Source organism: Marinomonas dokdonensis (assembly GCF_052747885.1).
In genome coordinates, this window is sequence record NZ_JBRAND010000005.1 from 216,276 (window position 1) to 230,050 (window position 13,775).

Sequence of the window (13,775 nt, forward strand, 5' to 3'; positions counted from 1 at the left end):
AAAGGTTAAAGGGTACCTATGCCCGTTTTTGTGCAGATAGGCACCCAATTCATCAATGCCAACAGCTTGGTTTGATTGCAAAAAATGCCTCACAACCAAGATTATCCAGGCCAAACTCGCTAGCAAGAAATAGGCATAACGCCAGGCGGTGGGCATGCTAATATGATTTAGTAGCCAGACACCGCAGAGGATAACGGCACTGGTGCAGGCACTCCCCAATAAAGAAGCCTTAAGCTCGGTAGTTCTCAGGCTGAACACGAGTCACAATAATATTAACAATGCGGGCTAAATCTGGATCTTGCGGCACTTCTTTTTGCATAAACCAGGGGAAAATTTCTTGGTCTTCACACATGATCAATTTGTAGAAGCGTTTTTTATCTTCTTCGTCCAGCGTCAAAAACACTTCATCCAAAAAAGGCTCTAAGAGCAAATCCAATTCCAACATGCCACGACGGCAATGCCATTTTAGGCGATTGAAGCTCATTGACTCGATTGTTTCACTCATGTTCGGTTCTCTCCAACTGTAGATAAATCATTATAGCTGTTTGAAGCATAAGCGAAAATCCCTAGACAAAAATCTATCACTTTATCCAAAAAGCGAGCTAAATCAGCCAAATTCAAGGAAGCATTAAGGCCCACAAGCGGTATTATTTGGACTATTTTTGTCACATTTGATTACAAACAAAACAAAATAGTACAATTATTAGAAATATATGTATTAGCGAGTCAATTATAGTCTAGCTTATATTAGTAGTTACTTGATCATAGATATCAAGACTAGGTACCAATATAAAAACAATTACCCCAGATAGGGAGAAACCTATGAAAAGCCTTACCAAGAACGCCGTTACTCTTGCGGTATCTTTCTCTGCAGCTATGACTGCTGCTAGTGCCTTCGCTCAAACTGAGATCACTATTGCCACAGTAAATAACGGCCATATGATCGAAATGCAAAAATTCACACCTGAGTTCGAAAAAGCCAACCCAGATATCAAAGTCAAGTGGGTAACACTTGAAGAAGGTGTTCTTCGTCAAAACGTTACACAAGACATTGCCAACAAAAGTGGTCTATACGATGTAATGACCATTGGTATGTACGAAGCACCGATTTGGGGTGAGCGTGGTTGGTTACAACCTGTAGACACATCAGGTAACTACGACAAAGAAGATATTCTTCCATCTATCCGCAACGGTCTATCTTACGATGGCACCATGTACGCTTCTCCTTTCTACGGTGAAAGCTCTATGGTTATGTACCGTAAAGACCTAGTGAAAGCGGCTGGTATGGAAATCAACGACCGTGACAGCTGGGAGCACATCCGCGATGTTGCTGCTGCAGTAAACGATCCAGAAAATGGCGTTTACGGTATCTGTCTACGTGGTAAAGCTGGCTGGGGCGATAACATGGCCCTTATGACTACCATGGCTAACTCTTTTGGTGCTCGCTGGTTTGATGAAGACTGGAAACCACAACTTGAGTCTGCTGAGTGGAAAAACGCAGTTAACTTCTACGTTGACCTTCTTACTAAGTACGGCCCTCCAGGTTCAAGCTCTAACAGCTTCAACGAAAGCTTAGCTTTGTTTAACGCTGGTAAGTGTGGCATGTGGATTGATGCGACTATCGCAGCCTCTTTCGTAACAGATCCTAAGCAAAGTAAAGTTGCTGACCAAGTTGGCTTCGCTCAGTCTCCAATTTCTGTAACAGAAAAAGGTGCTAACTGGCTATGGGCTTGGGCTCTAGGTATCCCATCTGCAACGAAAAATGCTGAAGCAGCACAGAAATTTGTTCGCTGGGCAACATCTAAAGAATACATCCAGTTAGTGGGCGAGAAAAATGGTTGGGCCGCTGTACCTACAGGTACTCGTGCCAGCACATACGCTAACCAGAAGTTCCTAGATGCAGCTGTTTTCGCGAAAGCGGAACTAAAAGCAATTAACTCTGCTAATCCAAATGACAGCACACTGAAACCATCTCCTTACGTTGGTGTACAGTTCGCTGCTATCCCTGAGTTCCAAGCAATTGGTACTACGACAGGACAAATGGTATCTGGTGCTCTAGCAGGCAGCTTGTCAGTTGACCAAGCGCTTAAATCTGCTAACAGCTCTGCCAATCGTCAAATGCGTCAAGCAGGCTACTACTAGCCGTTAGTCACCATAAGAGATAGGGGTTTCCCTATCTCTTATGCTTTGATGCAAGCCTCGTAGAAAGGCCAATCTCTCCGATTATAATAAGAGACAATACTATGAAGCGCTCAATTACTCGCTTATTAATGGCGCCCTCCGTCATATTACTTTTGGTTTGGATGATAGTTCCTCTATCCATGACCATTTACTTTTCCACTATTCGCTACAATTTATTGTACCCAGGTCAAAATAACTTTGTGGGCTGGATGAACTTTGAGTTCTTCATCACAGACCCTGGTTTTATACCGGCCGTATCTAACACGCTCATATTGTTATTGTCTGTATTGATCGTTACGGTTGTTCTAGGTGTGGCTTTATCCGCCCTGATCGACAAACCATTTTTTGGTCAAAATATTGTTCGCGTACTATTAATTTCTCCGTTTTTTATCATGCCAACGGTTAACGCCTTGATTTGGAAAAACATGATGATGAACCCTGTTTACGGCATCTTTGCCTGGATATCCCAGAGTCTTGGTTTCGAACCAATAGACTGGCTGTCGGATTTCCCCCTAGGCTCTGTCATTATGATGGTGAGCTGGCAGTGGCTACCCTTTGCAGTGTTGGTTTTTGTGACCGCTTTGCAATCTCAAGACACAGAGCAAAAAGAAGCAGCACAAATGGATGGCGCGACAGGTTGGCACATTTTCCGCTACCTGACTATTCCACATCTTGCTCGCCCAATTGCCGTGGTAATCATGATTGAAACGATTTTCTTGCTAGCCGTATTTGCAGAAATCTTTGTATCCACAGGCGGTGGCCCAGGTTATGACAGTACAAACCTTGCGTACCTGATCTATAACCAAGCACTACTACAGTACGACGTAGGTGTAGCATCTGCAGGCGGTTTATTCGCTGTATTGCTTGCCAATATCGTTGCCTTCTTCCTAATTCGTGCCGTCGGCAAAAACCTAACGGTGTGAGGTAAATAAGATGACTCTTAATCAGCAACGTAAACTTAAAACATTTATTACTGGCCTATTTTCATGGCTGATCGCTTTGGTTCTTTTCTTCCCGATTTTCTGGATGTTTATTACTTCCTTTAAAACGGAATTACAGGCCATCGCTATTCCACCAACGCTATTCTTTGAACCAACGTTGGATAACTTCGCAGTCGTGCAAGAACGTAGTAACTACTTGCACCATGCAATGAACTCAGTGATCACATCTTTTGGTTCTACCTTGATCGCTCTTATCATTGCCGTACCAGCAGCTTACTCAATGGCTTTCTTCCCTGGTAAGAAAACCAAAGACATCTTGCTATGGATGCTTTCTACCAAAATGCTACCTGCGGTAGGTGTATTGGTACCTATTTACATCCTTAGCCGTGATTTCGGATTACTGGATTCTCGTACCGGTTTGGTCATTATCTTCACGCTAATGAACCTACCTATCATTATTTGGATGCTGTTCTCCTACTTCAAAGATTTACCAAAAGAAATTCTAGAAGCGGCACGTATGGACGGCGCAACACCTTGGGATGAAATTGCCAAAGTTGTGCTACCTCTGTCTGTTGGTGGTATCGCCTCTACTGGTCTTTTGTCCATCGTATTATGTTGGAACGAAGCCTTTTGGTCTCTTAACTTAACGGCCTCAGAAGCGGCACCACTTACCGCTATGATTGCCTCTTACTCTAGCCCTGAAGGTTTATTCTGGGCGAAGCTATCCGCTGCTTCGACTCTGGCTTGTGCTCCGATCGTTGTGTTCGGTTGGTTCTGTCAAAAACAACTTGTCCAAGGCCTCACCTTCGGTGCCGTAAAATAATTATTAGGAAGATATCTTATGAGTTACTTAGCCATTACAGATTTGCAAAAACACTACGACAGCTACCATGCTTTGCGCGGTATTAACCTATCTATTACCGAAGGCGAGTTTGTTGTATTCGTTGGTCCATCAGGCTGTGGTAAATCCACTCTACTGCGCACCATCGCAGGATTGGAAAGCTCAACTGGCGGTACTATTGAGCTAGACGGCCGTGATATCACTGAGCTTGCGTCCTCTAAACGTGACCTAGCAATGGTATTCCAATCATACGCTTTGTATCCGCACATGACGGTTGCCGACAACTTATCTTTCGCTTTGCGTCTAGCAAAAGTGCCAGACGAAGAAATTAAAGAAAAAGTACGTTCTGTCTCCGCGTCTTTGCAACTTGATCCATTACTAGAGCGTAAGCCAAAAGAGCTTTCTGGTGGTCAGCGTCAGCGTGTTGCCATTGGTCGCGCTATCGTTCGTCAGCCAAAAGTTTTCTTGTTTGATGAGCCATTGTCTAACTTGGATGCTGCACTGCGTGTACAAATGCGTCTTGAACTTGCTCGCTTACACAAAAAACTCGGCACAACAATGATTTACGTAACTCACGACCAAGTGGAAGCAATGACCTTGGCAGATCGCGTAGTTATCTTGAATGCAGGTCAGATCGAGCAAGTGGGCACGCCGCTTGAGCTATACCGCAAGCCAAACAGCCGCTTTGTTGCTGAGTTCATTGGTACACCAAAAATGAACCTAATGCCGGTAGATAGCGTGGTACGTGACGGCGAAACCTTGAACTTGAAGCTACTTAACAGCCAAGTGGATTTCCCTGCCAACCGCCTACCAGGTCAACTTCCAAGTTCTGTGATTCTTGGTATTCGCCCAGAGCACATGTCAATTGTGCCAGAAGGCGGACAAATCTCAGGTGTGGTTGAATTGATTGAACACCTAGGCTCTGAAGCTTACGCGCACATTCAACTAGGCAGTGGTCAAACCATCATTGTGAAAGCTTCTGCACGCAGTGAGCTACAAGACGGCCAAGCCGTCAACCTTCTTATCGATGAAGCCGAAGTCATTTTGTTCAATGAGAATGACCGTGTTGTTTCTGTGATTCCTGAGGAAGCATAAGATGGCAAACTATCTTCAAGCTAGCGTCAACGCGGAGCAGCTGCTAGCACAAGACTATCAGCGTGAAGACATTACCGCCGGGGTGATTCACCTTGGCGTTGGTGCCTTCCACCGAGCTCACCAGGCTGTCTATTTTGACCGCCTACTCGCTCAACCTGGAAACCAACACTGGGGCTTAATTGGGGTCAATATCCGTCCTCAAGACAGCCAAGCGTTCGACCAGTTTGTTAAGCAACAGGGTGAATATGTGCTAAAAACGATGGCAGCGGACGGAGTGACTCAATATGAACACATCCGCTCTATCATCGGTCAAATCGATGGCGCACAAGCCCCTGAAGAAGTTGATAAGGCAATGGCTGGAGCCAACATCCAGTTGGTTACGTCTACCGTAACCGAAGGTGGCTACTACCTAGACGAAAACCGTGCCTTAATGCTTGATCACCCTGCTATTAAAGGTGACATTGAAGGTGGTCGAAACACTTTATACGCTTTCTTGTACGCAGGTTTAAAACTTCGCAGTCAAACGTCTAAAGCTAAAATCACCCTACTGTGCTGTGATAACTTACGCCATAATGGTGAGCTATTAGAAACAGGCTTAATGCAGTTCCTAGCCGCTAAACAAGACAGTGAATTGGCTCAATGGGTAGAAGCGAATGTTTCTTTCCCTTGTTCAATGGTAGATCGCATCACACCTAAGCCAAGCCCACAACACATGCAAGATGTGCAACAGCGTTTTGGCGTTGCAGATGAAATGACGGTGATGGGTGAAGACTTTATTCAATGGGTTGTTGAAGACAATTTTTCTGGCGAGAAACCAGCCTTAGAGCAGGTTGGTGTTCAGCTGGTGAATAAAGTAGATCCGTTTGAAGAAGCGAAAATTCGTATTTTGAATGCCGGCCACACTTGCGTCACTTATCAAGCAGCATTGAAAGGACTAACCTACTTTGATGAAGCCATGCGTGACGATGAGTTGCAACAATACTTCGCAGACTTTGTTGGCCAAGATGCCATCCCTGCATTAGGAGAATCTATTGTTGATTTGGTGCCTTATGCCAAAGTAATAGGTCAACGCTTTAGTAACAGCAACATTGGCGACACGGTGGAACGAATCTGCTCTGACGGCTATGCCAAGTTCCCTATTTTTGTGTACCCAACCCTTGAAGCTATCTATCGTCAAGGTGGAACACCAAATAAGACAATTCGAGGTATTGCCAGCTGGTTTACCTTTATTCAATTAACGAAACAAGGTAAGTTAGCCACCCAATACCATGAGCCTAGCAGCCAAGCTGTTGCCGCTTTCACATTTGATGAAGCTGGTATTAAAGCATTTACAACCGACTCTTTCTTATGGGGCAACATTCCGACAGAGTTTCCCGATTTTGTCAGTAGACTTAATGAAGAAATCCAAACGAGTATGGCTAAATACAGCTAATCGTTTGTAATCAATAGACACAAGTGGTGATGTCAAACATCACCACTTTTTCTCTTTCATTATTCCTGATAAAAATAAGAAAACAGAATAAAAAGTATCATCGTGAAAACGGTAACACTTTGAGTGAGAGATTATTATGTCCAACACAGCTAAACGTATTACACCTGAATACGAAATCGCTGATGGCAGCGTTGAAACCATTCGCTATTTAGAGCACGGCTACCCAAGTGATTTAATTCGCTGGCATGCTCACGACGACTACGAACTGCATTTCATTGTCGACACTTCCGGCAAGGTTTTTGTAGGTGATTACATTGGTAATTATTCTGCAGGCCAACTGATTTTAACCGGCCCTCGCCTGCCTCATAATTGGGTTTGCCAAAACGATCAAGCCCCCGTAAAAGTACGTGACATGGTCATTCGCTTTGACCACGAATCCTTTTCCAATGGCATGAAGATCATACCTGAGTTGGCAGAAATATTACCCATGTTATCCAGAGCCAAATCTGGGATCGAATTCTTTGATATGGACATGGAAAAACTCAAAAAGGTGTTTCGCAGTGTGCGCGATTCCTCTGGCTTAGAGCGCATTATAAAAGCCTTACCCCTGTTGCAAGAATTGGCTCAAACACCTAACTATCGATTACTTTCAACCGTACAGATTGATTTAAAATCCAATGAATCTCTGCAACGTAAAATCAATACGGTTGTTGATCATGTGACACAAAACTATAGCCAAGACATTAGTCTTTCGAGCGCCGCAAGCTTGGTGAATATGTCCGACAGTCACTTCTCACGCTTTTTCAAAAAGGCTACTGGCAACCGTTTCATTGAGTTCGTTAACCGGGTTCGCATTAGCCGCGCCTGCAGTCTATTAACGGAAACAGACCAGCAAATTGCGAGCATTTGTTTCCAAGTAGGCTTTAACAACGTAGCAAACTTTAACCGTCGTTTTCATGAGTTAAAAGGCGTTACCCCTCGTGATTTCCGTGCGCAAAGTAACGCGCACATGGAAGTCTCTACAAGTAATGCCTAACAAAACCGTTAGCATAAGCTAACGGTTTTACATCGCCTTAACCTAGTAACTGGGTCAGTTGAGCATTCAGCGCTTTGGTTGATTGGTAAGTTTGCTGATAAAGCTGATATTTGGCCTGGTAGTAAGCCGCCAAACCTTCCTCAGCAGAGTGTGTGGCAAGTACCTCAGGCAGATTACAGTACTCCTTAATAAGAGCTTCTAATTCCCCGCCTTGCTGATGTTTATCCGCTAATAAAGCTAACCTCGCCGCCCCTAGCCCCGGCCCTACGGCTCCACCATCGCGATAATGCAGCGTTTTGTTCAATACATTCGAGATAATCTGTCGCCATTTGGCTGAGCGAGCACCGCCACCGATCAAAGACAAGGCATCTACTGAGCTACCTGCTTCTAGCAATGCGTTCTGACAATCCAGCATAGAAAATGCGACCCCTTCAAGTACCGACAAGGTCATTTCTTCATGGCAAGTTTGATTGCTAAAACCAATAAACTGCCCACTGGCTTGAGGGTCATTATGAGGCGTACGTTCGCCATTAATATAGGGTAAAAAAAGCAATTTGGTTTTTTCTAACCCAGCAACCTCAAGATTCATCAGAAGTGTTTCAACAGGCGTGTTAAGTAGCTTAGACAACCATGACAATGAATTACCCGCACTTAAGGTGACGCCCATTTGATGCCAACGATTTGGCAGGGCATGACAAAAAGCATGTACCGTATGCTCAGGACTCGCTCTGTGTTGCTCGCTAACCGTAAAATAGACCCCTGAGGTTCCAAGAGAGATAAAACCTTGACCCGGCTCAGTGATACCCATGCCGACAGCACCCGCGGCATTGTCCCCTGCTCCCGCTACCACAGGTACTTCTTTCAACCCTAAACGCTTGGCGACCTCAGTGCTTAGCTGACCAACAAACTGACACCCTTCATACACCTTGGGCATATTCTCTTGGCTTAAGCCTGTAGCGGCTAATAATGTGTCGTCCCATTGTCGTGTGCTTGGATTCAGCCATAAAGTACCCGCAGCATCAGAGCAGTCCGTACTCAACTCTCCGGTCAAGCAATAGGCCAAATAATCTTTAGGGAGCAACACATAGGCGAGCTTCTCATACACTTCAGGTTCATGTTCTTTCAACCAGAGGATTTTTGGTGAGGTAAAGCCTGGCATGGCCAAATTACCAGAACGTTCAAGGAAATCAGGGCACTCGTCCATGAGCTGTAAGCACTCTTCATGGCTACGACCATCATTCCACAAAATACAGGGTCTTAAAATTTGGTAATCTTTATCCAGCAGGGTTGCTCCGTGCATTTGCCCCGACAGACCAATGGCTTTAAGAGGTGTTAAATCAATTTTCGCTTGCAGCAGCCTAATGACATCTTTACACGCTTGCCACCAGCTATTAGGGTTTTGCTCAGACCAGAGCGGCCGCACAGACTCAACGGTTAACGCAACCGTTTGTTGAGCTAACAACTGCCCTTTCTCGTCCACAAGTACGCCTTTTAAGCCAGAAGTACCAAGATCTAACCCTAAATACATAATCAAAATATCCTTTCTTTATATTTATTGTCTGCTGACACAAACTCAATCTACAAGCACACGCCAGATAAACCTTGATAGTCGAAATTATTCGCTTATGAGTCAATAAGATTCATTAACTTGCTCACTTTAGTATTAGAAAATCCCAAAAAATAACCGATATCCTGAGCCAGTCGGTGACTTTTGTGTTGTTTTAATACAACATAGTCAATGAGACTGGTAAGCTTGTACATTAATTATATTTATATTGTTTTACTCTTTATAGACGGCGCGTGTAGATGGATTGGATAGCAGATTTTTTTGTAACGGATGAGGCGCTTCAACAGGCAGCCATCATGGGTGACTACAACTATTGGTTGGTCGCATTGTCCATTCTATTAGCCGCTGTTGCGGCTTTCTTCTCTCTACACTTTGCCTCCGTTGCCAAACACATCATACGAAAAAGATACAAAACTATAGCCATTCTTTCAGGCTCTCTAGTAATGGCCGGGGGTATATGGAGCATGCATTTCGTCGGCATGCTGGCGTATGATATGGGCCACTCCGTTGCCTACGACCCTCTACTGACGTTTCTCTCTGTCATTCCTAGCGTGCTAGCGTCTTATTTAACCTTAAGCATGCTTATTCGACCACGCCTCACACCACTTCAGCTGGTTATGAGTGGCACATTAGTGGGTGCAGGTATTGGCACTATGCACTACATGGGCATGGAAGCGATGGAGATGGATGTCTCACTAAAATACGATCCGTCGCTATTTATTCTGTCAATTGTTGTCGCCGTAGTATTAGCCATCATCGCCTTATCTGTTCGGTATTATATTTCCCGTTTTTGGCGCAACATCACTGAGAACTGGATCAACGCCATAAGCTCCTTGATCATGGGGTTCGCCATTTCGGGCATGCATTATACAGGCATGACAGGGGCTCGTTACATCATTGATGAGCACGATATGATTGACCATAGCCTTCATCATGGTAACAGCACCGATAGTGGCTATTTATCGATTGTCGTCGCAATTGTAACCCTACTATTGTCCATATTAGCCACAAACATTACCTCTCAATTGCGCTACCGACAGCTTTTATCTGAAAAAACAGCCAGTGAGCTTCGCTTAAACACCACCTTGGATACCGCTGTTGATGGCATTATCACCATTAACCACCGCGGTTTAATTCAGGCTTTCAATAAGGCTGCAGAAACAATTTTTGGCTATCAGCAGCAAGAAGTACTTAACAAAAACATTTCTATGCTGATGCCAAAGCCCTATCAAGACGCCCACGATGGCTATTTGGACTTGTATCAGAAAACCGGTACTAGAACCGTTATAGGCTCAGACCAAGAAGTTTTTGCCCTTCATAAAGACGGCCACACATTCCCTATTCGCCTAGGGGTCGGACAAGTTGATATAGAAGGTGAGCCACCCATATTTGTTGGCTTTGTAACCGACATATCTCAACGCCGTGAAATGGAAGAAAAAATCCGCAAGAGTGAGGAGCAATACAGCTCTTTGATCAAAAACATCCCTGGTGCGTCTTTCCGCAGTTTAATGGATGACACTTCTAAGGTTCTTTTCCTCAGCGATGCCATTGTCGAACTGTCCGGTTGGCAGGTAACGGACTTCTATAACCAAAGCATGAGCTTGTTTGATTTGGTCCACCCTGAGGATTACGATCGGGTGAATGAGGTCATGCAGCAGGCCATGAGAGAGTGCCGTAGTTATACTGTTGAGTACCGCTTAGTTCACAAAGATGGTCATCACATTTGGGTATTAGAAAATGGCTCTGTTGTGCCCAACAAGGAGAACTCATCAAACTGGGTAGATGGTGTTATTTTGGATATTTCTTCGCGCATTAAAATGGAAGAAGACTTGCGCCAAGCAAAAAACCGAGCAGAAGAATCTGCAGAGAGTAAAGCGGCTTTCTTGGCCAACATGAGCCATGAAATTCGCACCCCTATGAACGCCATCATCGGTTTCTCCGACATCTTGCTAGAGTCCGATATGTCGATGGAGAACAAGAAACACCTATCTACTATCAGTAAATCCGCGCGCTCCCTACTACATTTGTTAAACGACATTCTAGACAGCGCCAAGCTTGACAAAAACAAACTTGAAATTGATTACCAGCCCTTCCAGATGGTGCCATTAATCGACTCAATCATCTCGACGTTATGGCTGCAAGCAAAGACCAAAGGCATCCAGCTTAACTTTACCATTGATAACACCATAGCGAGTACTTACTTAGGCGCTGAGCACAGAATCCGCCAAGTGTTGCTTAACCTAATAGGTAATGCGGTGAAATTTACTGAGCATGGCCACGTCACCCTCACTGTTTCTAAACAGCCAAACCAAAGCATTCGCTTCGCCATTGAAGATACAGGTATTGGCATCCCTGAGGACCGTCTAAGCAGCATCTTTGAATCTTTCACTCAAGCCGATGCCTCCATGAGCCGACGTTTTGGTGGCACAGGCTTGGGGACGACTATTTCTCAACAACTAGTACAATTGATGGGGGGGCAAATTCACGCCACCAGTCAAGTGGGTGTGGGTAGCTGCTTTTACTTTGATCTACCTTTAGAAGAAAGAGATGCCCCAGCACAGAAAAAACCGACTTCAATCAGTGTCATTCCACCTAAACGGGTGTTGCTAGCCGATGACATTGAACAGAACCTCACGCTTTTAAGTTTGCTATTAAAACGCCAAAATCACGAAATTTACTTGGCCAATGATGGTTTAGAAGCTGTAGAGCAATACAAATCTTTCAAACCCGACATTATTTTGATGGATGTCCAAATGCCTAACATGGATGGTTTGACCGCAACTCAGGTCATCCGTCTATACGAAAAAGAAAATAATTTACCGACCACACCTATCATTGCCCTAACGGCCAGCGTGCTACTCGAAGATCAGCTAGATGCGCAAAATGCCGGCATGACAGGGTTTGCTAGTAAACCTATTGATATGAATGAACTTACCGCGGAGATGGCGAGAGTTCTTGATGTTGAGCAGAGTTTTGCCTGTGCAGAGACAGAAGTACAAGAAGATGAAGACTTAGGTAGAAAGCAAATTAGCTTTAATAAGGGTCTTAGCTTATGGGGCGATGAACAGCTTTATATGAGAGAGCTAAAACACTTTGCCAAGCAGCAGGAGAATCTAGCGTCAAACATTGAAAAGCTTACCAAATCACAAGACTTTGCGGACATTGGTCGATTGGCTCACGCGGCAAGAGGCGCCGCCAGTAACCTAGCACTTATTGAGCTGAGCAACACCCTTGCAGCTATTGAGACCTCAGCCCAAACTGGCGATGCAGAGAACAATTCAGCTCTGATAGAAAAACTTAGCCAAGACTTTAGTGGCTTCAAAAAAGAGCTAAGTCTGTTGGCTGAAAAGTACCCTGAACAAGACAATACTGATGAGATAGAAGCGCCCACAATTTCTGTCCAGGAACTACATGGCATTACACTTGAGCTCATTCAGCTCACCACAGCAGGCGAAATTGACGACGATAGAACAGAATACCTAGTACAACAGGCACCTTCTTCTCTAAAAGGCCTCGCTGTGGAAGTACAAAATGCGATTACAGATTTTGATTTCACTGAGGCTATTAATTTACTAGAGAAGTTAAGCGAAGCACTTAAGGATAAGGCATGATAGAAAATCGAAATGTTCAAGCACGTATTCTTTTGGTAGATGACGAGCCTACCAACCTAAGAGTGCTACGCCATGTCTTGCAAGACCACTATAAATTATCCTTCGCCCGATCGGGACAAGATGCCCTCAAACTTGTCGAAAAAGAAGACATAGATCTGATTCTTCTAGACGTCATGATGCCGAACATGACGGGCCTTGAAGTCTGCACCCATTTAAAAAACAATCCGGAAACAGCTGATATTCCCATTATTTTTGTTACCGCTTTGAAAGAATCAGATGACGAAGAAAAGGGTTTTGAGCTGGGCGCTGTGGACTATATTACCAAACCCATCATTCCGTCTTTGGTACTGGCTCGAGTCAAGAACCATCTGTCGCTCATTCGTGCAGCAACCCTTGAACTTGCCCATATTGACCTTATTCAACGGCTTGCCAGAGCCGCAGAGTACAAAGACAATGAAACCGGCCTACACGTTCAAAGAATGAGCCGTTATACCAAAGAGCTTGCCCTTGCTTACGGCTATGATGAAGACTCAGCCCATGACCTAATGCAAGCGGCACCAATGCATGACATTGGCAAGATTGGCATTCCAGATAAAATTCTTCTAAAACCTGGCAAGTTGACGGAAGAAGAGTTTGAAATCATGAAAACTCACGTCACCATTGGCGCCCAGATTTTATCGGACCCAAGCTCAAGGCTGGTCGAATTGGCTCACATTGTCGCCATTAGCCATCATGAAAAGTGGGACGGTTCTGGTTACCCTTACGGCCTCTCCGGCACAGATATTCCATTAGAAGGACGACTGGCGGCGATCACGGATGTATTTGATGCGCTTACCAGTACAAGACCTTATAAAGAAGCCTGGTCTGTGGAAGAGGCAATGGATCACATCATGTCGCAAAGTGGTAAACACTTTGACCCAGACCTGCCGCCGCTGATGCAACAAATCTTGCCTAAGTTGCTTGCTATTAAAGCCGAATACCCTTAACCCACTTTCTTATCAAAGTGTGCTGCTTACTATTGAAAAAGCAACAATAAACACCATAGTTAAGCCTACTATAGTTTACTGGACA

General features: G+C 44.6%; 10 protein-coding genes. 8 read left to right on the forward strand and 2 right to left on the reverse strand.

What is annotated here, in order from left to right:
• Positions 1-229 precede the first annotated feature (229 nt).
• A complete protein-coding gene (locus tag ACUM5Y_RS13860; RefSeq protein WP_445977474.1) occupies positions 230-505 on the reverse strand; it encodes an FAD assembly factor SdhE in 276 nt (91 codons plus the stop codon).
• A gap of 317 nt (positions 506-822) precedes the next feature.
• Here ACUM5Y_RS13860 and ACUM5Y_RS13865 point away from each other — a divergent pair, with 317 nt between their 5' ends.
• The 6 genes from ACUM5Y_RS13865 to ACUM5Y_RS13890 all read left to right on the forward strand — a co-directional run bounded on the left by ACUM5Y_RS13865 (position 823) and on the right by ACUM5Y_RS13890 (position 7,526).
• Positions 823-2,142, forward strand: a complete 1,320-nt coding sequence (locus ACUM5Y_RS13865; RefSeq protein WP_445977475.1) for an ABC transporter substrate-binding protein — start codon at positions 823-825, stop codon at positions 2,140-2,142.
• A 101-nt stretch (positions 2,143-2,243) separates the two neighbouring features.
• Positions 2,244-3,104 carry a carbohydrate ABC transporter permease gene (locus tag ACUM5Y_RS13870; RefSeq protein WP_445977476.1) on the forward strand — a complete coding sequence of 287 codons (861 nt, stop codon included), beginning with the start codon at positions 2,244-2,246 and terminating at the stop codon, positions 3,102-3,104.
• A 10-nt stretch (positions 3,105-3,114) separates the two neighbouring features.
• Complete coding sequence (locus tag ACUM5Y_RS13875; RefSeq protein WP_445977477.1) at positions 3,115-3,945, forward strand: carbohydrate ABC transporter permease; 831 nt, start codon at positions 3,115-3,117, stop codon at positions 3,943-3,945.
• A gap of 18 nt (positions 3,946-3,963) precedes the next feature.
• Positions 3,964-5,058: an ABC transporter ATP-binding protein gene (locus ACUM5Y_RS13880; protein ID WP_445977478.1), complete on the forward strand. Its 1,095-nt coding sequence runs from the start codon at positions 3,964-3,966 to the stop codon at positions 5,056-5,058.
• Position 5,059: 1 nt separating this feature from the next.
• Positions 5,060-6,490 carry a mannitol dehydrogenase family protein gene (locus ACUM5Y_RS13885; protein WP_445977479.1) on the forward strand — a complete coding sequence of 477 codons (1,431 nt, stop codon included), beginning with the start codon at positions 5,060-5,062 and terminating at the stop codon, positions 6,488-6,490.
• 136 nt (positions 6,491-6,626) lie between these two features.
• On the forward strand, positions 6,627-7,526 hold the full coding sequence (locus tag ACUM5Y_RS13890; RefSeq protein WP_445977480.1) for a helix-turn-helix domain-containing protein: 900 nt from the start codon (positions 6,627-6,629) through the stop codon (positions 7,524-7,526).
• 37 nt (positions 7,527-7,563) lie between these two features.
• Here the strand turns inward: ACUM5Y_RS13890 and xylB are convergent, their stop codons facing one another.
• Positions 7,564-9,054, reverse strand: a complete 1,491-nt coding sequence (xylB, locus tag ACUM5Y_RS13895) for a xylulokinase (RefSeq protein ID WP_445977481.1) — start codon at positions 9,052-9,054, stop codon at positions 7,564-7,566.
• A 278-nt stretch (positions 9,055-9,332) separates the two neighbouring features.
• Between xylB and ACUM5Y_RS13900 the strand changes: the two genes are divergently transcribed.
• On the forward strand, positions 9,333-12,704 hold the full coding sequence (locus ACUM5Y_RS13900) for a PAS domain S-box protein (protein ID WP_445977482.1): 3,372 nt from the start codon (positions 9,333-9,335) through the stop codon (positions 12,702-12,704).
• A complete protein-coding gene (locus ACUM5Y_RS13905) occupies positions 12,701-13,690 on the forward strand; it encodes a response regulator (RefSeq protein WP_445977483.1) in 990 nt (329 codons plus the stop codon). Before ACUM5Y_RS13900 ends, ACUM5Y_RS13905 begins: the two co-directional genes overlap by 4 nt.
• The last annotated feature ends 85 nt before the right edge of the window (positions 13,691-13,775 follow it).

What these genes read in the sequence shown, in the direction of transcription:
- ACUM5Y_RS13860 (WP_445977474.1), bottom strand. Translation starts at nt 505, where the DNA reads ATGAGTGAAACAATCGAGTCAATGAGCTTCAATCGCCTAAAATGGCAT.
- ACUM5Y_RS13865 (WP_445977475.1), top strand. Translation starts at nt 823, where the DNA reads ATGAAAAGCCTTACCAAGAACGCCGTTACTCTTGCGGTATCTTTCTCT.
- ACUM5Y_RS13870 (WP_445977476.1), top strand. Translation starts at nt 2,244, where the DNA reads ATGAAGCGCTCAATTACTCGCTTATTAATGGCGCCCTCCGTCATATTA.
- ACUM5Y_RS13875 (WP_445977477.1), top strand. Translation starts at nt 3,115, where the DNA reads ATGACTCTTAATCAGCAACGTAAACTTAAAACATTTATTACTGGCCTA.
- ACUM5Y_RS13880 (WP_445977478.1), top strand. Translation starts at nt 3,964, where the DNA reads ATGAGTTACTTAGCCATTACAGATTTGCAAAAACACTACGACAGCTAC.
- ACUM5Y_RS13885 (WP_445977479.1), top strand. Translation starts at nt 5,060, where the DNA reads ATGGCAAACTATCTTCAAGCTAGCGTCAACGCGGAGCAGCTGCTAGCA.
- ACUM5Y_RS13890 (WP_445977480.1), top strand. Translation starts at nt 6,627, where the DNA reads ATGTCCAACACAGCTAAACGTATTACACCTGAATACGAAATCGCTGAT.
- xylB (WP_445977481.1), bottom strand. Translation starts at nt 9,054, where the DNA reads ATGTATTTAGGGTTAGATCTTGGTACTTCTGGCTTAAAAGGCGTACTT.
- ACUM5Y_RS13900 (WP_445977482.1), top strand. Translation starts at nt 9,333, where the DNA reads ATGGATTGGATAGCAGATTTTTTTGTAACGGATGAGGCGCTTCAACAG.
- ACUM5Y_RS13905 (WP_445977483.1), top strand. Translation starts at nt 12,701, where the DNA reads ATGATAGAAAATCGAAATGTTCAAGCACGTATTCTTTTGGTAGATGAC.